Source organism: Tianweitania sp., assembly GCF_032053605.1.
Classification (GTDB): Bacteria; Pseudomonadota; Alphaproteobacteria; order Rhizobiales; family Rhizobiaceae; genus Tianweitania.
The window spans coordinates 2,095-21,721 of the sequence record NZ_DAMBUH010000059.1; the positions used below are offsets into that span (position 1 = coordinate 2,095).

Below are 19,627 nucleotides of genomic sequence, written 5' to 3' on the forward strand. Positions count from 1 at the left end.
CACCGCCGCCCTCCTCTGATCCCCGGTGCGCACCAGAGTTCCCGACAAGGGCAATGGGTGGAGGATAGTGGGAGTGGAGAGGGGCGTGGATAGAATACAGCGCACAATGATGGCCGCATCAACAATGTCAAAGGTTTAGCCGCACGCTTTCCGGCTCGTCATCCTCAGGCTTGACCCGAGGATCCATGCCGTGACGGCCAAGTTTGGATCGGCTAATCGGCACCAATAGCGAGGACGGGACCGGTCAGGCATGGATCCTCGGGTCTACGCCTCCGCTGACGCTGCGGCTCCGCCCAAGGATGACGACGAGTGTGCAAGGCCCGCGTGGGGCAAAAACACCTGCGCATGTTACGCTCGCCGCGCTCATACCGCAGGTTGAGGTCGGATAAGCGCGTCGTATCAATCAGTCGAGCGACCCATGCGCGTCGGCGTGGCCCATCTGCCAGTAGCCGGATGCACGCATCCATGACTTGGGATGGCCGCGCTCGTTCAGGATGTAGTCGCGCACGGCGCGGGCGACGCTGGCTTCCGCGCCGACCCAGACGAACATCTCGCTGACGAACTCGCTCTCGCGGAGCACGGCAAGGACCGGCTCAGGGTTGGCGCTATCCGTGGGATCGCGGTGAACCCAGGTCAGATGAACCTCGGCGCGGCTCGCAAAGCTTTGCTCTTCCTGCGCGTCGGCGACAGCTATGATGGCGTGAACCTCGGCATCGGCACCCAGTTCCTCGATGCGGCGACCGATGGCCGGCAGGGCTGTTTCGTCGCCAATCAGAAGCCAGCGCTTTACGCAACGGGAAACGATCAGGGAGCCGCGTGGGCCGCCGATCTCTAACGTGTCGCCCACTTGTGCATTGGCAGCGAACGAGCCGGCAGGCCCTCCTTCATGAAGGACGAAATCGATGGCCAGCGTGCCCGCCGCGCCGTCGTAGTGTCGTGGCGTGAAATCGCGCATTTCCGGCTTGCCGGCGGCGCCAGGGAAGAACAGCTTGATGTGGTCGTCAGGTGCGGCGCTGAGAAAGTTGTCGAGTTCAGCCCCGCCCAGCGTGATCCGGACCATGCGCGGTGTGACACGCTCTACCGCCTGGACGGTCAGGGTTCTGCGGCGCAGTTCATGCTTGATGCGCTGGGTGATGGGTTCGGAGGGTCGTAGATCGGCCACGTTAGAAGTCCTTAGCGGGTTGCTCGACCCACCGGACGCACCGCGCAGGCCGAAGCAAGTTCGGTCATGCGCGTTGAGTGACGTTAACGCTTACGTGCTGATGCCATCGGCAAGAGCAGTCCGCCTTCATTACCACCTGCCGCCCGAATAACAAGCGCGCGCTGTTCATTGCCGCGCTTTCCGCAGCTTCTCCCAGTAATCCAGGCGCTTGCGAATTTCCCGTTCAAAACCCCGGTCCACTGGCTCGTAGAAGGTCTGGCGCCCCAGCCGATCCGGGAAATAATCCTGGCCTGAGAAGGCGTCAGGCTGATCATGGTCATAGGCATAGCCATCGCCATAATTTTCCTGCTTCATGAGCTTGGTCGATCCGTTCAGGATGAGCTTGGGGGGCATCAAGGAGCCATTTTCCTTGGCCGTGCGCATCGCTGCCTTGAACGCCGTATAAACCGCGTTGGACTTGGGTGCGGTCGCGAGATAAACGCAGGCTTGAGCAAGGGCCAACTCACCTTCCGGCGAGCCGAGATAGTCGTAGGCATCCTTGGCTGCGTTGGTGATGACCAGCGCCTGCGGATCCGCCAAGCCGATGTCCTCGACCGCCATTCGAACAAGCCGGCGGCCGATATAAAGCGGGTTTTCGCCGGCATCGAACATGCGGCAGAGATAGTAGAGCGCGGCATCGGGGTCTGAACCGCGCACCGACTTATGCAGCGCGGAGATCAGATTGTAGTGGCCGTCCTGGCTCTTGTCGTAAACCGGCGCGCGACGCTGGACGATGCGGACCAAGCCTTCGGGATCAAACACTTCGCCTGGCTTGGCGGCGCGCCAAACCTCTTCCGCGAGGGTCAGCGACGCGCGGCCGTCCCCATCGGCCATGCGCACCAGCATGGCACGCGCTTCATCATCCACGGGCAACGTGCGTGCTTCGAGGCTTTCGGCGCGATCCAGCAGTTTGCCGATGCTTTCTTCCGTATGCGCCTTGAAGGTCAGCACCCGGGCGCGAGACAGAAGCGCGGCGTTGAGTTCGAAAGACGGGTTCTCGGTCGTTGCGCCGATCAACACGACCGTGCCGTCTTCCATCACCGGCAGAAACGAATCCTGCTGCGCCCGGTTGAAGCGGTGGATCTCGTCAACGAAAAGCAGCGTTTGACGCCCGTTGCTTCGGCGCAGACGCGCGGCGTCGAATGCCTTCTTTAAATCGGCAACGCCGGAGAAGACCGCAGAAATCTGCTCGAAGGCAAAGTTGGTCTGATTGGCCAGCAGCCGCGCGACCGTGGTCTTTCCCGTTCCGGGCGGACCCCAGAAGATCATGGAGCCGAGCGTGCCAGACGCGATCATGCGGGTGAGCACGCCATCCTCGCCGGTGATGTGCTCCTGCCCCACCACCTCAGCTAGCGTTTGCGGCCGCATGCGATCTGCCAGCGGCCGCACGGCTTCCGCCTTCGTGGGCTTGGGATCGTCGCTGCCGCCGAACAGGTCCGCCATCAGTAGCGCAACGTTTGTTGGATCAAGCGACCGTCGCGTTCAATGGTGATACGCCACCGGCTGCCGCCCTCTTCCGTCAAGGCAACAAGATCGGAGGCCTTGGTGACGGGCTCACCATTTAGTTCGCGCACGATGTCGTTGCGGCGGAAACCGACCTGCGCGGCGGGTGAACGCTGCGCCACATCAAGGATGATCACGCCTGTGCTGGTGATCGGAAGGTTCAGACGCTGCGCCAGTCGCGGCGACAGTTCGGCGATCTTTGCGCCTGACAATGGGCTATCGCCTTTTATGTCGACCTCGCCCGCATCGCTTTCCGGCGCACGTTCGAGCGTTACAGACACCGTGACTTCCTTGCCGCTGCGCAGCACGTTGACCGTCGCCTGAGCGCCGATGTCGAGCGTGGCCAAGCGGTAGCCCAGCCCATCGGGACTGTCGATCGAAGCACCGTTCATTGCCACCACGACGTCGCCCGGTCGCAAGCCGGCCTTAGCGGCAGGGCCGTCGTCATAAACATTGGACACGAGGGCACCAACCGGGCGCGGCATGCCGAGCGCTTCCGCTACCGCGGCCGTCACCGGATCGAAGGTGGCGCCGATAAATGGACGCTCGAAATAATCGTTGCCGGCCTTGGCGGACGCGACGACGGCTTTCACGATGTTGGAGGGGATGGCGAAGCCGATGCCGATGGAGCCACCTGAGCGGCTGTAGATGGCGGTATTGATGCCGATCAGATTGCCGCCCATGTCGATCAAGGCGCCGCCGGAATTGCCCGGATTGATCGCGGCATCCGTTTGGACGAAGAAACCGAAATCGCTGACGCCGATGTGTGTACGCGCCAAGGCCGAGACGATGCCGCTCGTTGTGGTCTGGCCGACGCCGAACGGATTGCCGATCGCCAGCACGAGATCGCCGACTTCCAACGCCTCGGAATTGCCGACGGCGATCGTCGGAAAGGCTTCCGACCCCTCGATCTTCAGCACGGCCAGATCGAGCGATTCGTCTTTGAGCAAGATCTTGCTTTCGAACTCTCGACCGTCGGCAAGCGCAACCTTGATTTCGTCGGCATCCTTGATGACGTGGTTGTTGGTGACGATCAGGCCGCCGGCATCGACGATCACACCGGACCCGAGTGCCGATTGTGCACGTGGCGGAAGTTGGCGGCCGAAGAACTGCTCGAAGAAGGGATCACCGGCGAAGGGCGACGGCACGCCACGAGCCTGACGAGAGGCATAAACGTTGACGACGGCCGGCGCAGTCCGTTGCACGAGGGGAGCGTAAGACAGCTGGATCTCGTCGCGCCCGAAAGGCACACGGCGCTGCGGTTCTGACGGTGCGGTTTCAGGCGCAGGTGCAGGTTTTTCCGCCTGCTCGCCCCCGCCGATTAAATCCCCTAAGAGCGAGCGAAATCCGGTCTGCTCTTCCTGCGCGATCGCCAACGAGCTGACGCCCAGCCCCACGACTAGAGTGGAAACAACAAGCACCGAACGCGGTTTGATAGCCATGAACGAATCCCCGAAATCAGCAGGACTTATGTAAGCCATCAAGCCGGCGATGCCAGGATCAACGCCCGTGAACATAGTGCTGAAAACAAAAAAGGAGCCTCGCGGCTCCTCCTTCATGTCTGCAGGTCAAAACCGATCAAGCGGCTTCGTTGTCCTGCTCAGCCAGCTCTGCTTCGTGACGGGCACGGTCAGCAGCGCCCTTGGCGGACACGTCGCGATCAACGAACTCGATCACGGCCATTGCGGCATTGTCGCCATGGCGGAAGCCAGCCTTCATGATGCGCAGGTAGCCGCCGTTGCGGGTGGCGTAACGCGGCGCGATCGTGTCGAACAGGCGCTTGGCCATCGTCTCGCTGCCGATCGCAGCGATTGCCTGGCGGCGAGCATGCAGGTCACCACGCTTGCCCAGCGTCACGAGCTTCTCCACGATCGGGCGAAGTTCCTTGGCCTTGGGCAGGGTCGTCACGATCTGCTCGTGTTCGATCAGCGAGGCTGCCATGTTGGTGAACAGCGCCTTGCGGTGGCTGTGGGTCCGATTGAGCCGGCGATGGGCACGTCCATGACGCATGGCTAATCTCCTTTAGGGTTGAAGCCGGAAGCGCGTCGCGCTCCCTGGGCTGATGTTGCTCTTAATACTGGTCTTCGTAACGCTTAGCGAGATCTTCGATGTTCTCCGGCGGCCAATCCGGCACTTCCATGCCGAGATGCAGGCCCATGGCGGCGAGCACTTCCTTGATCTCGTTGAGCGACTTGCGGCCGAAGTTCGGAGTGCGCAGCATTTCTGCCTCCGACTTCTGGATAAGGTCGCCGATGTAAACGATGTTGTCGTTCTTCAGGCAGTTCGCCGAACGCACCGACAGTTCCAGCTCGTCGACCTTCTTGAGAAGCGACGGGTTGAAAGCGAGCTCGGTGACCTGCTCGGAAACCTGCTCCTTCTGCGGCTCGTCGAAGTTGACGAACAGGCCGAGCTGGTCCTGCAGGATGCGGGCAGCGAAAGCGACGGCGTCTTCACCGGTGATCGAACCATTGGTTTCGATCGACATGGTGAGCTTGTCCTTGTCGAGCTCTTCGCCGTGACGCGTGTTCTCGACCTTGTACGACACCTTCTTCACAGGCGAGTACAGACTGTCGACCGGGATGAGGCCGATCGGAGCGTCTTCAGCGCGGTTGCGATCGGCAGGAACGTAGCCCTTGCCGGTATCAACCGTGAACTCCATGCGGATCTCGGCGCCCTCGTCGAGCGTGCAGATCGCGTGATCCGGGTTCAGGATCTCGACATCGCCAACCGTCTGGATGTCGCCAGCCGTCACCGTACCCGGTCCCGACTTGCGCACAACCATGCGCTTGGGGCCATCGCCTTCCATGCGGATAGCGATTTCCTTGATGTTCAGGACGATGTCGGTGACGTCTTCGCGAACGCCCGGGATCGACGAGAATTCATGCAGCACACCGTCGATCTGCACTGCGGTCACAGCCGCGCCGCGCAGCGACGAAAGGAGAACGCGACGCAGAGCATTGCCCAGCGTCAAACCGAAACCACGCTCAAGCGGCTCGGCAACAAGCGTCGTCAGGGTCTTGTTCTTCGAAGAGAACTCCACCTTGTTCGGCTTGATCAGTTCTTGCCAGTTCTTCTGGATCATTGATTGGTCCTTCCTCGTTGCCACCATCCAATCGTGGCAATCATCGGTTCGGAGAAACTACGAAGCGCCAGGCTGTGGCCCGGCGCATTCGAAGATCGATCTGTACGGCTTAGACGCGGCGCTTCTTGCGCGGGCGGCAGCCATTGTGCGGGATCGGCGTCACGTCGCGGATCGAGGTGATGGTGAAACCAGCAGCCTGCAAAGCGCGCAGAGCCGATTCACGACCCGAACCCGGACCGGACACTTCAACTTCCAGCGTGCGCATGCCGTGTTCCTGCGCCTTCTTTGCGCAATCTTCGGCGGCCATCTGGGCAGCGAACGGCGTGGACTTGCGCGAGCCCTTGAAGCCCTGCGCGCCGGCCGACGACCAGGCAATCGCATTGCCCTGCGCGTCGGTGATCGTCACCATCGTGTTGTTGAAGGTCGAATTGACGTGGGCAACGCCCGAAGAAATGTTCTTGCGTTCGCGACGGCGAACGCGGCCGGCTTCCTTAGCCATGGTAGTCCTTTCTTATTGATCTCTACGCCGCCGTAATGCCAGCGGCTCCACCTTGAAAGACGCGGCCGCGGAACAAACCCACAGCCGCCTCTCCAATTACTTCTTCTTGCCGGCGATTGCCTTGGCAGGACCCTTGCGGGTGCGGGCATTGGTGTGCGTCCGCTGGCCGCGAACCGGCAGCGAGCGGCGATGACGCAGGCCGCGATAGGAACCGAGATCCATCAAGCGCTTGATGTTCATCGAGGTTTCGCGACGCAGATCACCTTCAACCTGATAATCACGATCGATCGCTTCGCGGATCTGCAGAACTTCAGCGTCGGTCAGCTGGTTCACGCGACGCTCGGCAGGAATGCCGACCTTCTCGACGATTTCCTGGGCAAAGTGCTTGCCGATGCCGTGAATGTACTGAAGCGCGATAACAACGCGCTTGTTGGTTGGGATATTAACACCGGCAATACGTGCCATGATGGTCACTCCATGTGAGCCGGACATGCCGGCATTGTTGTTATCCCGCGTCCGGTGGAGGCCGGCCCTTGCGAGGTCTTCCAAAACGGGTCGATGCGAACGGCATCCATGCCGCACCGCTCATCAACCCACTAAATAAATGGAGACGCGCCGCTATAGTCTTCTATGAGCGCCGCGTCAACTCCAGGCATGTCCGGCGCGTTAAGCGCCGCTAATGCCTTGCAGGCCCTACGATCTGCTCGATCTCAGCTGTCACAGCATCCATCTGGGCCATGCCGTCGATGACTCGGAGCTGGCCGGTCTTTTCGTAGTAGGCAGACAGAGGCGCTGTCTTGGCGCGGTATTCTTCCAGACGCTTACCGAACGATTCGGCATTGTCGTCGGCCCGAACAGTTCCGCCGGCTGCCTTTGTGTCGGCAACCCGCTTTTCGATGCGCTTCATTAAGGCCGCTTCATCGACCTTCAGCTCGATGACAGCATCGAGTGCAAGATCCTTGCCTTCCAGGATCTCGTTCAGGGCCTGCGCCTGAGGAACCGTGCGCGGATAGCCGTCGAGGATGAACCCGTTTGCGCAATCCGCCTGATCGACCCGCTCGGACACGATCTGGTTGACGATCTCATCCGAGACGAGCTGGCCTGCATCCATGACGGACTTGGCCTTCAGGCCGATTTCCGTCTCTGCCTTCACAGCGGCCCGCAGCATGTCCCCTGTGGAAAGCTGCGGAATGCCATGACGTTCAACCAATCGCTGCGCTTGTGTGCCTTTACCCGCCCCCGGCGGCCCAAGCAGAATCAGCCTCATCGTCCCCTCTTCCCTCCACGCAGCTTCGACTTCTTGATCAGACCCTCATATTGATGAGCGATCAAGTGGCCCTGGATCTGTGCAACCGTGTCCAGCGTCACGCTCACCACGATCAGCAGCGACGTCCCACCAAGATAGAACGGCACGCCCGTCGCCGAGATCAGAAACTCCGGCAGAAGGCAGACCAGCATGATGTAGATCGCGCCGACGACCGTAATGCGAGTCAGCACATAGTCGATATAATCGGCAGTCCGTTCACCCGGACGGTAGCCTGGAATGAAGCCGGAATGTTTCTTCAGCTGGTCGGCCGTGTCCTTCGGATTGAAGACGATCGCCGTATAAAAGAAACAGAAGAAGATGATCAGCGAGGCATAAGCCAGCATGTAGAGCGGCTGACCGTGGCCGAGTGCTGCCAACACACTGCTCGCCCAGGACGGCAGCTTGGTGGTGTCCGTGAAGCCCGCGGCCGTTGCCGGCAGGAGCAGCAGCGACGATGCGAAAATCGGAGGAATGACGCCCGCGGTGTTCAGCTTGAGCGGCAGATGCGACGTGTCGCCCTGGAACATGCGATTGCCGACCTGACGCTTGGGATACTGGATCAACAAACGGCGCTGCGCCCGCTCGAAGAACACGATCACGGCAATTACGACAACGGCCAGAACGAGAATGGCGAGAATCAGACCGGTTGACAGAGCCCCCGTGCGTCCGAGTTCGAGCGTACCGCTCAAAGCGCGTGGCAGACCCGCGACAATGCCGGCAAATATGATGAGAGAGATACCGTTGCCGATGCCGCGTGCGGTGATCTGCTCACCCAGCCACATCAGGAACATGGTGCCGCCAAGAAGCGTGATCACCGTAGAAATGCGGAAGAACCAGCCCGGTTCGATCACCAGATTCGCGACAGCCTCGAGGCCAACGGCGATGCCATAGGCCTGAACGGTTGCCAAAAGCACGGTGCCGTAGCGGGTGTACTGGTTGATGACCTTTCGGCCCTGCTCGCCTTCCTTCTTCAGAGCTTCAAGGCTCGGAATAACCGAAGTCATGAGCTGCACGATGATGGAAGCGGAAATGTAGGGCATGATGCCGAGGGCGAAGATCGCCATGCGCTCGACAGCGCCACCGGCAAACATGTTGAACATGCCCAGCACGCCGCCGGATTGCTGCTGGAACGCCTGCGCGAAGGCTGTCGGGTTGATGCCGGGCATCGGGATATAGGTGCCGAGGCGATAAACAAGCAGCGCGCCGATGGTAAACCAGATCCGGCGCTTCAGATCCTCGGCCTTGGCAAAGGCAGCGAAATTCAGATTGGATGCGAGCTGCTCTGCGGCAGATGCCATTGGGAAAATCTCCGCTGGCGCCTGAAAGGCGCTTCCTTACGCAACAAGGCGCCCGACAGAGCGGGCGCCGCGTGTTGCCGAAATCCCGAGATAGGCTTCGGCAGGAAAAGATGCAAGCAAGGCCTGATCCAAGTTGATGCCCGGATCAGTGACCTCTTGTCGCTTACTCGGCGGCTGCTTCCGGGAGCTTCAGCGAGCCACCGGCCTTTTCGATCTTTTCGCGGGCCGACTGGCTGGCGCCGGCAACATCGAAGGAAAGCTTCGACGTCAGCTCACCGTCGCTCAAAACGCGGACGCCATCCTTGGCGCGGCGAATCACACCAGCCTTGATGAGCGCTTCGCCGGTGACCGTCTCGCCAGCCGAAAGCTTGCCGGCATCAACAGCAGCCTGGATGCGGCCGAGCGATACAGTGTTGTAGCTCTTGGCAAACAGATTGTTAAAGCCCCGCTTCGGAAGACGACGGTACAAAGGCATCTGACCGCCTTCGAAGCCGTTGATGGCAACGCCGGAACGGGCCTTCTGGCCCTTTACGCCGCGGCCACCGGTCTTGCCGGTGCCGGAGCCGATACCGCGACCGAGACGCTTACGCGAATGCGTCGAGCCCTCGTTGTCCTTGATCTCGTTGAGTTTCATGTGACCTCTCCTAGCGCTCAGGCCTCGTCCACAACGCGGACGAGGTGTTGAACGCGGGCGATCATGCCACGCACGGAAGGCGTATCCTGCAGCGTGCTGCGGCGATGCATCTTGTTCAGTCCGAGACCGATCAGCGTTGCGCGCTGTTCCTTCGGACGGCGAATGGGGCTGCCGATCTGCTCGACAACAAGCGTCTTACCGCTTTCGTTGGTCGCCATGATCCCGCTCCTTATTCGTCAACGGTCACGGCCGAGCCGCGACGCGCCTGCAAGGTCGAGAACTTGATGCCACGAGCAGCAGCAACGTCCTTCGGATGAACCTGGCTCTTCAACGCGTCAAACGTGGCGCGAACCATGTTGTACGGGTTGGACGAGCCCATCGACTTGGCAACAACGTCGTGCATGCCAAGCGTCTCGAACACGGCGCGCATCGGACCGCCGGCGATGATGCCGGTACCAGCCTTGGCAGCACGCAGGAGAACGCGGCCAGCACCGTGGCGGCCTTCCACGTCATGATGGAGCGTACGGCCCGAACGCAGCGGCACGAAGATCAGATCGCGCTTGGCAGCTTCAGTTGCCTTGCGGATTGCTTCCGGCACTTCGCGTGCCTTGCCGTGGCCGAAGCCGACGCGGCCCTTCTGGTCGCCAACGACCACGAGAGCGGCAAAGCCGAAACGGCGACCACCCTTAACGACCTTCGCGACGCGGTTGATGTGTACGAGCTTGTCGACGAAACCGTCATCACGCTCTTCGCGGTCACGGCCACGATCGCGGCCGCCTTCCCGACGTTCTTGTGCCATATCCTGTTCCTTGTTTTTTTCCGGAAGCACAGCTGCAAAAAATCCGGCCTACGACAAAGCGTAGGCCGGGGTGAAAAACTTAGATTAGAAGCTGAGACCGCCTTCGCGGGCAGCGTCTGCCAGGGCCTTGACGCGGCCGTGGAAGATATAGGCGCCGCGGTCGAACACGACCCGCGTTACACCAGCCTGGGCAGCACGCTCTGCAACGAGCTTGCCGACGGCGGCAGCAGCAGCCGTGTCAGCGCCCGTCTTCAGCGACCCCTTGAGATCGCCTTCCAGCGTCGATGCGGCAGCCAGCGTGTGGCCGTTGGCGTCGTCGATGATCTGAGCGTAGATGTTCTTCGACGAGCGATGAACGGACAGGCGCGGACGATCACCGGCAACCGCCTTGATCTGGCGACGGATGCGGGCGGCGCGCTTCTTAAGAGCAACCTTATTAGCCATAACCGGCGATCCTTACTTCTTCTTGCCTTCCTTGCGGACAATCCGCTCGCCAGCATAACGAACGCCCTTGCCCTTGTAAGGCTCGGGGCCGCGATACTCGCGAATCTCGGCAGCGACCTGGCCGACAACCTGCTTGTCGATACCGGTCACGACGATTTCCGTCGGCTTCGGCGTCGCAATGGTGATTCCGGCCGGGGTCTCGTAAACCACGTCGTGGCTGAAGCCAAGAGCCAACTGCAGGTTCTTGCCCTGCATGGTGGCGCGGTAACCAACGCCCGTGATTTCGAGACGACGCTCGAACCCGTCCTTCACACCCGTCAGGATATTGACGATCTGAGTACGCGACATGCCCCACTTGGAGCGAGCATCCTTCGATTCGTCGCGCGGCTGGACCGAGATCTCGCCGCCTTCCGACTTGACGAGCACTTCGTCGTTGACGACGAACTTCAGCTCGCCCTTTGGTCCCTTCGCCGTGACGGTCTGGCCGTTCACGTCGGCGGTCACGCCCTGGGGCACCGGAACCGGTTTCTTGCCAATACGAGACATTGGTCTTGTCCTCGTTGTTCTTGTCCGCCGATCAGAAGATCTGGCAGAGGATTTCGCCGCCGACGTTCTGCTCGCGCGCCTCGTGATCCGCCATCACGCCCTTCGGCGTCGACAGGATCGAGATGCCGAGGCCGTTGGCCACGTGCGGGATCGTCTTCATCGAAACGTAGACGCGGCGACCAGGCTTGGAAACGCGGCTGATCTCGCGGATTACCGGAGCACCTTCGTGGTACTTCAGCTCGATTTCGATCTCGGCCTTGCCGTTCTCGAATTCGGAAACGCTGTAATCGCGAATGTAGCCTTCAGACTTCAGAACATCCAGAACGCGCTGGCGCAGACGCGAAGACGGAGTGGAAACCGTGAGCTTGCGACGGCCGAGTGCGTTGCGGATGCGGGTCAGCATATCGCCGAGAGGATCGGTCATGGACATAACTGTCTCTCCTTACCAGCTCGACTTCACCAGGCCGGGGATCGCACCCACGGAACCCAGATCACGCAATGCGATACGCGACATGCGCAGCTTGCGGTAGAAGGCGTGCGGACGGCCGGTGACTTCGCAGCGGTTGTGGATGCGAACCTTCGACGAATTGCGCGGCAGTGCGGCAAGCTTGAGCTGCGCACGGAAACGCTCTTCGATCGGACGATCCTGATCCATCACGACGTCCTTGAGCTCCTTACGCTTTGCAGCGAAACGAGCCACGGTCTTGCGGACCTTTTTGTCTTTCTGGACTGAGCTGGTCTTTGCCATTTCAGATTTTCCTTTGCTCGCTGCCGTTACTGGCGAAACGGGAAGTTCAGGGCCTTCAAGAGAGCCCGTGCTTCTTCATCCGTCTTTGCAGTCGTACAAACGATGATGTCCATTCCCCATACCTGATCAACCTTGTCGTAGTTGATCTCGGGGAACACGATGTGTTCCTTGATGCCCATGGCGAAGTTGCCACGGCCATCAAAGCTCTTTGGGTTCAGGCCGCGGAAATCGCGGACGCGCGGCAGAGCAATCGTGACCAGACGGTCGACGAACTCATACATGCGCTCCTTGCGAAGTGTGACCTTGGCGCCGATCGGCATGTTCTCGCGAACCTTGAAGCCAGCGATCGACGTGCGCGCACGGGTCACAACTGCCTTCTGGCCGGCGATCATAGCCAGATCTTCAGCGGCTACGGCAGGCTTCTTAGAGTCGGCGGTTGCTTCGCCAACACCCATGTTGATCACGACCTTATCCAGGCGCGGGATCTGCATCTCGTTGGCGTAGTTGAACTGCTCCTGGAGCGTCGCGCGGATCTTGTCCTGATAAACGGACTTAAGACGCGGCGTGTACTGCTGCTCAGCCATTGATGACGTCTCCCGAGCGCTTGGCGATGCGCACCTTCTTGCCGTCACGAATGTCGAATCCGACGCGCGTCGGCTTGCCGTCCTTGGGATCGGCGAGCGCAATGTTGGACAGGTGGATCGGCGCCTCTTTCGAGATGATGCCGCCTTCCTGCGATTGGGTCTGCTTCTGGTGCTTGCGCACGATGTTCACGCCGCGAACAACAGCCTTATCGTCCTTGGGCATGACCTGAAGGACTTCGCCGCTGCGGCCCTTGTCCTTGCCCGAGAGAACGACGACGTTGTCGCCTTTGCGGATCTTGTTCATTGGTCCGTTCTCCTCAGAGCACTTCTGGCGCGAGCGAGATGATCTTCATGTGGTTCTTCGAGCGCAATTCGCGCGGAACCGGTCCGAAGATACGCGTGCCAATCGGCTCTTTCTTGTTGTCGATCAGCACAGCCGCGTTCTTGTCGAACCGGATTGCGCTGCCGTCAGCGCGACGAATTTCCTTCGCGGTGCGAACCACGACGGCCTTCATCACGTCACCCTTCTTCACGCGGCCACGCGGGATCGCTTCCTTGATCGACACGACAATGATGTCGCCGACAGATGCGTACTTCCGCTTCGAGCCGCCCAGCACCTTGATGCACATAACGCGACGCGCACCGGAATTATCCGCCACGTCGAGGTTCGACTGCATCTGAATCATGACTGGCCGCCTTCTTCTTTTCTCTCACGGGAAGGCCAAATACCCTCCCCGGCTTGTCAAAACGTTTCTTAGTTGGCTTCTTCAGCCGCAATCACCACCCAGCGCTTGTCGCGCGAGATCGGTGCCGACTCCTGGATGAAAACCACATCGCCAACCTTGTGGGCGTTGTTTTCGTCGTGAGCCTTGTACTTCTTCGACAAGCGCACGGTCTTCTTCATCACCGGATGGGTGAAGCGACGCTCCACCTTCACGACGACGGTCTTCTCGTTCTTGTCGCTGACGACAGTGCCCTGCATGACGCGCTTCGGCATGGTTTTCTTCCTTATGCCTTCTGACCAGCCGATTTCTCGGCGGCGATCGTCTTGATCCGGGCGATGTCGCGGCGGATCTGCTTGACCCGCGCGGTCTTTTCCATCTGACCGGTCGCCTTCTGGAAGCGCAGGTTGAACTGCTCCTTCTTCAGGTCGGCCAGCGTGTCGTTCATCTGGTCCTGGCTCATCGCCCGGACATCGGCGGTCTTCATGATCCTCGCCCTTCCTTATTCTGCGATGCGCTGGATGAAGCGGGTCTTAACCGAAAGCTTGGCAGCACCAAGGCGAAGCGCCTCACGTGCGATATCTTCCGGAACGCCGTCGATCTCGAACATCACGCGGCCCGGCTTAACCCGGCACGCCCAATAGTCAACAGCGCCCTTACCTTTACCCATACGAACTTCGGTCGGCTTCGAGGTCACCGGAAGATCCGGGAACACGCGGATCCAGACACGACCCTGACGCTTCATCTCACGAGTGATCGCGCGGCGGGCCGCCTCGATCTCACGTGCGGTGACGCGATTCGGCTCTAAAGCCTTCAAGCCAAAGCCACCGAAGTTCAGGTCGGTACCACCCTTGGCCAGGCCATGAATGCGGCCCTTGAACTGCTTGCGGAACCTTGTGCGCTTTGGCTGCAGCATTGTTCTCTACTCCAAATTCTCTAAAGCGACCAGCTTACGCGTGCTCGCGACGGCGGTTGCTCGACGGCTGTTCAGCCTCGCTGGCGCGACGCTCGGACGCCATCGGATCATGCTCGAGGATCTCGCCCTTGAAGACCCAGACCTTCACGCCGCAGATGCCGTAAGCCGTATGAGCTTCAGCCGTGCCGTAATCAACATCGGCGCGCAGCGTGTGCAGGGGAACGCGACCCTCACGGTACCATTCCATACGAGCGATTTCCGCGCCGCCCAAACGACCCGCGCAGTTGATGCGGATACCTTCAGCGCCAAGACGCATTGCCGACTGAACGGCACGCTTCATGGCACGACGGAAAGCGATACGACGCTCAAGCTGCTGCGCGATCGACTGTGCGACCAGCGTGGCATCCGTTTCCGGCTTGCGCACTTCAACGATGTTGAGGTGCGTTTCCGACTTGGTCATCTCCATCAGCTTCTTGCGAAGCTTTTCGATGTCCGCGCCCTTCTTGCCGATGATCAGGCCAGGACGAGCAGCATGAATGGTCACGCGGCACTTCTTGTGCGGACGCTCGATCACAACCTTGGAGATCGCGGCCTGCTTCAGCTCAGCCATCAGATACTTGCGGATCTTGATGTCTTCATGCAGCAGCTGGCCGTATTCACCGGTGTTCGCGTACCAACGCGAATCCCAGGTGCGGTTGATGCCGAGGCGCAGACCGATCGGGTTGATTTTCTGGCCCATCAGGCGGCCTCCACTTTCTCTTCCTTTTCGCGAACCACGATCGTCAGGTGCGCGAACGGCTTTTCGATGCGGCTGGCACGACCGCGGCCACGGGTATGGAAACGCTTCATCACGATCGACTTGCCGACATAAGCCTCGGCAACCACCAGGGCGTCGACGTCGAGATCGTGGTTGTTCTCGGCATTGGCAATCGCCGATTCCAACGTCTTCTTGACGGTGCCGGCGATGCGCTTCTGCGAAAATTCGAGATCGGCAAGCGCAGCCTGCACCTTCTTGCCGCGGATCAGCGCAGCAACCAGATTCAGCTTTTGCGGGCTGATGCGGATGGTGCGCAGAACGGCGCGCGCCTCGTTATCAGCAAGCCGGCGCGGAGCTTTGGCCTTGCCCATCGTTATTTCCTCTTCGCCTTCTTGTCCGCACCGTGACCGTAGTAGGTACGGGTCGGAGAGAACTCGCCGAACTTGTGGCCAACCATGTCTTCCGACACGGAGACCGGAATGTGCTTCTGGCCGTTGTAAACACCAAAGGTGAGGCCGACGAACTGCGGCAGGATGGTGGAGCGGCGGCTCCACATCTTGATCACCTCGTTGCGGCTGCCTTCACGAACCTTGTCGGCCTTCTTGAGAAGATAGCCGTCAATGAACGGGCCTTTCCAGACTGAACGGGTCACTGTCGTACCTCTACCTTAGCTCTTGCGCTGGTGGCGCGAGCGCATGATGAACTTATCGGTCGACTTGTTGGACCGCGTCTTCTTGCCCTTGGTCGGCTTGCCCCATGGGGACACCGGATGGCGACCACCGGACGTGCGACCTTCACCACCACCGTGTGGGTGATCAACCGGGTTCATGACAACGCCCCGGTTATGCGGACGCTTGCCACGCCAAACGGTACGACCAGCCTTACCGTCATTGATGTTGCCGTGGTCCGGGTTGGATACGGCGCCAACAGTTGCCATGCACGTGCCGTGCACGATGCGCTGTTCGCCCGAGTTCAAACGCAGGATCGCCATGCCCTGATCGCGACCGACCAGCTGGGCATAGGAACCAGCGGAGCGAGCGATCTGACCGCCCTTGCCCGGCTTCAGCTCCACATTGTGGATGATCGTGCCGACCGGCATCGCCTGCAGCGGCATTGCATTGCCGGGCTTCACATCAACCGAGGCGCCGGCAATGATCTTGTCGCCGGCAGCGATACGCTGCGGAGCCAGGATGTAGGCCAGTTCGCCATCATCATACTTGACGAGCGCGATGAAGGCAGTGCGGTTCGGGTCATATTCCAAACGCTCCACCGTGCCCGACACGTCGAACTTGCGACGCTTGAAGTCGATCAGACGGTAAGTGCGCTTGTGACCACCACCGATGAAACGGGCGGTGATGCGGCCGTAGTTGTTGCGGCCGCCGCTCTTGGTCAAACCTTCGGTCAGAGCCTTGACAGGCTTGCCCTTGTAAAGACCCGAGCGATCGACGATCACCAGCTGGCGCTGGCTCGGCGTCGTCGGGTTGTAAGACTTGAGTGCCATTGTTCTTGTCCTTCCGGCCTACTTACAGACCCGTCGAAACGTCGATCGTGTCGCCGTCGGCCAGGGTGATAACAGCCTTCTTGACGTCGCTCTGGCGGCCAATGGTTCCGCGGAAGCGCTTCACCTTGCCCTTGCGGACCAGGGTGTTCACTGCCGTCACCTTGACGCCGAACAGCGATTCAATCGCTGCCTTGATCTCAGGCTTGGTCGCCTTCTTGGCGACGTTGAAGACGACCTGGTTCTGCTCCGAAGCCATGGTCGACTTTTCGGTGATCGCCGGGCTGACGATCACGTCATAGTGGCGCAGGTCCGTCATTTGAAGCGCTCCTCGAGAGCTTCCACGGCCGACTTCGAAAGGACGAGCGTACCGCGGCGCATGATGTCGTAGACGTTGATGCCTTGGATCGGCAGAACGTCGATGTTCGGGATGTTCGAGGCAGCCCGGGCGAAGTTCTGGTCGAGCTCAGCACCGCCGATAACCAGCGCATTGGTGAGACCGAGACCGGCGAAGTTCGCGATCAAAGCCTTCGTCTTGGCATCCTGTGCAACCAGGTCATCGACGATGATCAGGTTGGATGCCTTTGCCTTGGCCGACAGCGCGTGCTTCAAGCCGAGAGCGCGAACCTTCTTCGGCAGATCATGCTCGTGGCTGCGCGAAACCGGGCCGTGAGCCTTACCACCGCCGCGGAACTGCGGAGCGCGAGCCGAGGAGTGACGAGCGCGACCCGTACCCTTCTGCTTGTACATCTTGGCACCGGTGCGGGAAATCTCAGCACGGCCCTTGGCCTGGTGCGTGCCCTGCTGGCGCTTAGCAAGCTGCCAACGAACGACGCGAGCAACGATGTCTTCGCGCGGCTCCAGTCCGAAGATGCCCTCGTTGAGCGAGAGCTGGCCGGCTTCACCGCCGGCAAGAGTTTTGACCGTCAGATCCATTATTCGGCCCCTTCAGTAGCCGGAGCTTCATTGGAAGCCTGAGCTGCGGCGCGGATGGCGGCCGGCTTCGGCGCGTTGTCGGGCAGCGAAACCTTGGCGGCATCGCGAACCATTATCCAGGCACCCTTGGAACCCGGAACCGCACCGCGGATCAGGATCAGGCCACGATCGGTATCGGTCGAGACGACTTCCACGTTCTGGGTGGTGACGCGAACGTCGCCCATGTGGCCGGCCATCTTCTTGCCCTTGAACACCTTGCCCGGATCTTGGCGCTGACCAGTGGAGCCGTGAACGCGGTGCGAAACCGAGTTACCGTGGGTGGCACGGCCACCACCGAAGTTGTGACGCTTGATAACGCCCTGGAAGCCCTTACCGATCGAGGTTCCCGTCACGTCGACCTTCTGGCCGGCAACGAAATGTTCGACCGTGATCTCGGCACCGATGTCGAGCAGGTTCTCAGGGGTGACCCGGAACTCGGCGACCTTGGCCTTTGGCTCAACAGAAGCGGTTGCAAAATGGCCGCGCAAAGCCTTGGAGGTGTTCTTCACCTTGGCAAGGCCGACGCCAAGCTGCACCGCCGTGTAGCCGTTCTTTTCCTGGGTGCGCTGAGCGACCACCTGGCAGTTCTCCATGCGGAGCACCGTCACGGGCACATGCTCGCCGGCATCGTTGTAGATGCGCGTCATCCCCAACTTCTGTGCAATTACACCTGAACGCATCGGTTCGTTTCCTTCAGAGTTCGCTGTCGGCCGCAGCCGTCACGCCTCTCGTTCTTCCTCAGGTCTGGAGCCGCTAAGGGCGTCACATACCTGTCGCGAAAGCCTCTTAAAGCTTGATCTCAACATCCACGCCGGCGGCGAGATCGAGCTTCATCAGCGCATCAACCGTCTGCGGGGTGGGATCCACGATGTCGAGGAGACGCTTGTGTGTGCGCATCTCGAACTGTTCGCGGCTCTTCTTGTCGATGTGCGGCGAGCGGTTCACGGTGAACTTCTCGATGCGAGTCGGCAGCGGGATTGGGCCACGTACATTCGCACCGGTGCGCTTCGCCGTCGACACGATCTCGCGCGTGGAAGCGTCGAGTACACGATGGTCGAACGCTTTCAGGCGGATGCGGATATTTTGTCCGTTCATTGCGTCACTTCCTTGCGCTTAGCTCCCGCGGCCAATTTGCCGCGGGACTAAAGCCCGTGCCTATTACTCGGTGATAGCGACGACGACGCCGGCGCCGACGGTGCGGCCGCCTTCGCGGATTGCGAAGCGCAGCTTTTCTTCCATGGCGACCGGTACGATCAGCTCAACGTCGACCGTCACGTTGTCGCCCGGCATCACCATCTCGGTGCCTTCAGCCAGGGACACGATGCCCGTCACGTCCGTGGTGCGGAAGTAGAACTGCGGACGGTAGTTCGTGAAGAACGGCGTGTGACGGCCACCCTCTTCCTTGGTCAGGATGTAGGCTTCAGCCTTGAACTTCTTGTGCGGCTTCACCGAACCCGGCTTGGCCAGAACCTGGCCGCGCTCAACGCCTTCACGATCAACGCCGCGAACCAGCGCGCCGATGTTGTCGCCAGCCTGGCCCTGATCGAGCAGCTTGCGGAACATTTCAACGCCCGTCACCGTCGTGGACGAGGTGTTGCGGATGCCGACGATCTCAACCGTCTCACCGACCTTGATGATGCCGCGCTCGACGCGACCGGTCACAACCGTACCGCGACCCGAGATCGAGAACACGTCTTCGATCGGCATCAGGAACGGCTGGTCGATCGGACGCTCTGGCGTCGGGATATAGGCGTCGACCTCTTCCATCAGCTTGCGGATGGCGTTCTCGCCGATTTCCTTGTTGCTGTCCTCGAGAGCAGCCAGAGCCGAACCCTTGACGATCGGAATGTCGTCGCCCGGGAATTCATTCTTCGACAGAAGCTCGCGGACTTCCAGCTCAACCAGCTCGAGCAGCTCGGCGTCGTCGACCTGGTCGACCTTGTTCAGGAACACCACGATCGAAGGCACGCCAACCTGACGGGCGAGCAGGATGTGCTCGCGGGTCTGCGGCATCGGGCCATCGGCAGCCGACACAACCAGGATCGCGCCGTCCATCTGAGCCGCACCGGTGATCATGTTCTTCACATAATCGGCGTGGCCGGGGCAGTCGACGTG

At 60.6% G+C, this 19,627-nt stretch carries 31 protein-coding genes; all 31 read right to left on the reverse strand.

The genetic code is table 11. The features are described 5' to 3' along the window. Nucleotides 1–403 precede the first annotated feature (403 nt). Entirely contained in the window at nt 404–1,162 is a 759-nt protein-coding gene (locus tag RTX98_RS13420; RefSeq protein ID WP_312797181.1) for a siderophore-interacting protein, read from the reverse strand. 165 nt (nt 1,163–1,327) lie between these two features. Beyond that, nucleotides 1,328–2,644 (reverse strand): replication-associated recombination protein A, encoded by a 1,317-nt coding sequence (locus tag RTX98_RS13425; RefSeq protein ID WP_312797182.1) that lies wholly within the window; start codon nt 2,642–2,644, stop codon nt 1,328–1,330. Continuing rightward, nucleotides 2,644–4,146, reverse strand: a complete 1,503-nt coding sequence (locus tag RTX98_RS13430) for a DegQ family serine endoprotease (RefSeq protein WP_312797183.1) — start codon at nt 4,144–4,146, stop codon at nt 2,644–2,646. Before RTX98_RS13430 ends, RTX98_RS13425 begins: the two co-directional genes overlap by 1 nt. A 136-nt stretch (nt 4,147–4,282) precedes the next feature. Next, nucleotides 4,283–4,714 (reverse strand): 50S ribosomal protein L17, encoded by a 432-nt coding sequence (rplQ, locus tag RTX98_RS13435; protein WP_189501774.1) that lies wholly within the window; start codon nt 4,712–4,714, stop codon nt 4,283–4,285. A gap of 61 nt (nt 4,715–4,775) precedes the next feature. Beyond that, on the reverse strand, nt 4,776–5,786 hold the full coding sequence (locus RTX98_RS13440; protein WP_189501772.1) for a DNA-directed RNA polymerase subunit alpha: 1,011 nt from the start codon (nt 5,784–5,786) through the stop codon (nt 4,776–4,778). 109 nt (nt 5,787–5,895) lie between these two features. Continuing rightward, the gene (gene rpsK, locus RTX98_RS13445; RefSeq protein WP_213983902.1) at nt 5,896–6,285 is read right to left on the reverse strand and encodes a 30S ribosomal protein S11; all 390 of its coding nucleotides are present in this window, start codon (nt 6,283–6,285) and stop codon (nt 5,896–5,898) included. Nucleotides 6,286–6,381: 96 nt separating this feature from the next. After that, on the reverse strand, nt 6,382–6,750 hold the full coding sequence (gene rpsM, locus RTX98_RS13450) for a 30S ribosomal protein S13 (RefSeq protein WP_213983901.1): 369 nt from the start codon (nt 6,748–6,750) through the stop codon (nt 6,382–6,384). A 211-nt stretch (nt 6,751–6,961) separates the two neighbouring features. Continuing rightward, nucleotides 6,962–7,552 (reverse strand): adenylate kinase, encoded by a 591-nt coding sequence (locus RTX98_RS13455; RefSeq protein WP_312797189.1) that lies wholly within the window; start codon nt 7,550–7,552, stop codon nt 6,962–6,964. Further along, the gene (gene secY, locus RTX98_RS13460) at nt 7,549–8,889 is read right to left on the reverse strand and encodes a preprotein translocase subunit SecY (protein ID WP_312797190.1); all 1,341 of its coding nucleotides are present in this window, start codon (nt 8,887–8,889) and stop codon (nt 7,549–7,551) included. Before secY ends, RTX98_RS13455 begins: the two co-directional genes overlap by 4 nt. Nucleotides 8,890–9,052: 163 nt before the next feature. Then, on the reverse strand, nt 9,053–9,523 hold the full coding sequence (gene rplO, locus RTX98_RS13465; protein ID WP_312797191.1) for a 50S ribosomal protein L15: 471 nt from the start codon (nt 9,521–9,523) through the stop codon (nt 9,053–9,055). A gap of 17 nt (nt 9,524–9,540) precedes the next feature. Further along, complete coding sequence (gene rpmD, locus RTX98_RS13470) at nt 9,541–9,741, reverse strand: 50S ribosomal protein L30 (protein ID WP_189501761.1); 201 nt, start codon at nt 9,739–9,741, stop codon at nt 9,541–9,543. A gap of 11 nt (nt 9,742–9,752) precedes the next feature. After that, on the reverse strand, nt 9,753–10,322 hold the full coding sequence (gene rpsE / locus RTX98_RS13475; protein WP_312797192.1) for a 30S ribosomal protein S5: 570 nt from the start codon (nt 10,320–10,322) through the stop codon (nt 9,753–9,755). Nucleotides 10,323–10,406: 84 nt separating this feature from the next. Next, on the reverse strand, nt 10,407–10,766 hold the full coding sequence (gene rplR, locus RTX98_RS13480) for a 50S ribosomal protein L18 (RefSeq protein WP_189501757.1): 360 nt from the start codon (nt 10,764–10,766) through the stop codon (nt 10,407–10,409). Nucleotides 10,767–10,778: 12 nt separating this feature from the next. Further along, a complete protein-coding gene (rplF, locus tag RTX98_RS13485) occupies nt 10,779–11,312 on the reverse strand; it encodes a 50S ribosomal protein L6 (protein ID WP_189501755.1) in 534 nt (177 codons plus the stop codon). A 31-nt stretch (nt 11,313–11,343) separates the two neighbouring features. Beyond that, the gene (gene rpsH / locus RTX98_RS13490) at nt 11,344–11,742 is read right to left on the reverse strand and encodes a 30S ribosomal protein S8 (RefSeq protein ID WP_189501753.1); all 399 of its coding nucleotides are present in this window, start codon (nt 11,740–11,742) and stop codon (nt 11,344–11,346) included. A 12-nt stretch (nt 11,743–11,754) separates the two neighbouring features. After that, nucleotides 11,755–12,060 carry a 30S ribosomal protein S14 gene (gene rpsN / locus RTX98_RS13495; protein WP_312797195.1) on the reverse strand — a complete coding sequence of 102 codons (306 nt, stop codon included), beginning with the start codon at nt 12,058–12,060 and terminating at the stop codon, nt 11,755–11,757. A 26-nt stretch (nt 12,061–12,086) separates the two neighbouring features. Continuing rightward, nucleotides 12,087–12,644 carry a 50S ribosomal protein L5 gene (gene rplE, locus RTX98_RS13500; RefSeq protein ID WP_312797197.1) on the reverse strand — a complete coding sequence of 186 codons (558 nt, stop codon included), beginning with the start codon at nt 12,642–12,644 and terminating at the stop codon, nt 12,087–12,089. Next, entirely contained in the window at nt 12,637–12,948 is a 312-nt protein-coding gene (gene rplX, locus RTX98_RS13505; RefSeq protein WP_189501747.1) for a 50S ribosomal protein L24, read from the reverse strand. Before rplX ends, rplE begins: the two co-directional genes overlap by 8 nt. A gap of 13 nt (nt 12,949–12,961) precedes the next feature. Beyond that, entirely contained in the window at nt 12,962–13,330 is a 369-nt protein-coding gene (gene rplN, locus RTX98_RS13510) for a 50S ribosomal protein L14 (RefSeq protein ID WP_189501745.1), read from the reverse strand. Between the two features lie 68 nt (nt 13,331–13,398). After that, the gene (gene rpsQ, locus RTX98_RS13515) at nt 13,399–13,641 is read right to left on the reverse strand and encodes a 30S ribosomal protein S17 (protein WP_189501743.1); all 243 of its coding nucleotides are present in this window, start codon (nt 13,639–13,641) and stop codon (nt 13,399–13,401) included. Nucleotides 13,642–13,652: 11 nt separating this feature from the next. Then, complete coding sequence (gene rpmC, locus RTX98_RS13520; protein WP_189501741.1) at nt 13,653–13,853, reverse strand: 50S ribosomal protein L29; 201 nt, start codon at nt 13,851–13,853, stop codon at nt 13,653–13,655. Nucleotides 13,854–13,868: 15 nt separating this feature from the next. Further along, a complete protein-coding gene (gene rplP, locus RTX98_RS13525; RefSeq protein WP_189501739.1) occupies nt 13,869–14,282 on the reverse strand; it encodes a 50S ribosomal protein L16 in 414 nt (137 codons plus the stop codon). Nucleotides 14,283–14,316: 34 nt separating this feature from the next. Further along, nucleotides 14,317–15,021: a 30S ribosomal protein S3 gene (rpsC, locus tag RTX98_RS13530; protein WP_189501737.1), complete on the reverse strand. Its 705-nt coding sequence runs from the start codon at nt 15,019–15,021 to the stop codon at nt 14,317–14,319. Next, nucleotides 15,021–15,410, reverse strand: coding sequence for a 50S ribosomal protein L22 (gene rplV, locus RTX98_RS13535; protein WP_189501734.1), 390 nt, complete (start codon nt 15,408–15,410; stop codon nt 15,021–15,023). Before rplV ends, rpsC begins: the two co-directional genes overlap by 1 nt. Before the next feature lie 2 nt (nt 15,411–15,412). Then, on the reverse strand, nt 15,413–15,691 hold the full coding sequence (gene rpsS, locus RTX98_RS13540) for a 30S ribosomal protein S19 (RefSeq protein ID WP_189501733.1): 279 nt from the start codon (nt 15,689–15,691) through the stop codon (nt 15,413–15,415). A gap of 15 nt (nt 15,692–15,706) precedes the next feature. Beyond that, entirely contained in the window at nt 15,707–16,540 is an 834-nt protein-coding gene (gene rplB / locus RTX98_RS13545; protein WP_189501731.1) for a 50S ribosomal protein L2, read from the reverse strand. A 22-nt stretch (nt 16,541–16,562) separates the two neighbouring features. Next, complete coding sequence (locus RTX98_RS13550) at nt 16,563–16,856, reverse strand: 50S ribosomal protein L23 (protein WP_189501729.1); 294 nt, start codon at nt 16,854–16,856, stop codon at nt 16,563–16,565. Then, on the reverse strand, nt 16,853–17,473 hold the full coding sequence (gene rplD, locus RTX98_RS13555) for a 50S ribosomal protein L4 (protein ID WP_312797200.1): 621 nt from the start codon (nt 17,471–17,473) through the stop codon (nt 16,853–16,855). Before rplD ends, RTX98_RS13550 begins: the two co-directional genes overlap by 4 nt. Continuing rightward, a complete protein-coding gene (gene rplC, locus RTX98_RS13560) occupies nt 17,473–18,192 on the reverse strand; it encodes a 50S ribosomal protein L3 (RefSeq protein WP_213983882.1) in 720 nt (239 codons plus the stop codon). The genes rplD and rplC overlap by 1 nt, the downstream gene beginning before the upstream one ends. 106 nt (nt 18,193–18,298) lie before the next feature. Continuing rightward, a complete protein-coding gene (gene rpsJ, locus RTX98_RS13565; protein WP_007066362.1) occupies nt 18,299–18,607 on the reverse strand; it encodes a 30S ribosomal protein S10 in 309 nt (102 codons plus the stop codon). Between the two features lie 63 nt (nt 18,608–18,670). Continuing rightward, nucleotides 18,671–19,627 (reverse strand): elongation factor Tu (tuf, locus tag RTX98_RS13570; protein ID WP_312797219.1); only part of this gene is annotated, 957 nt, incomplete at its 5' end.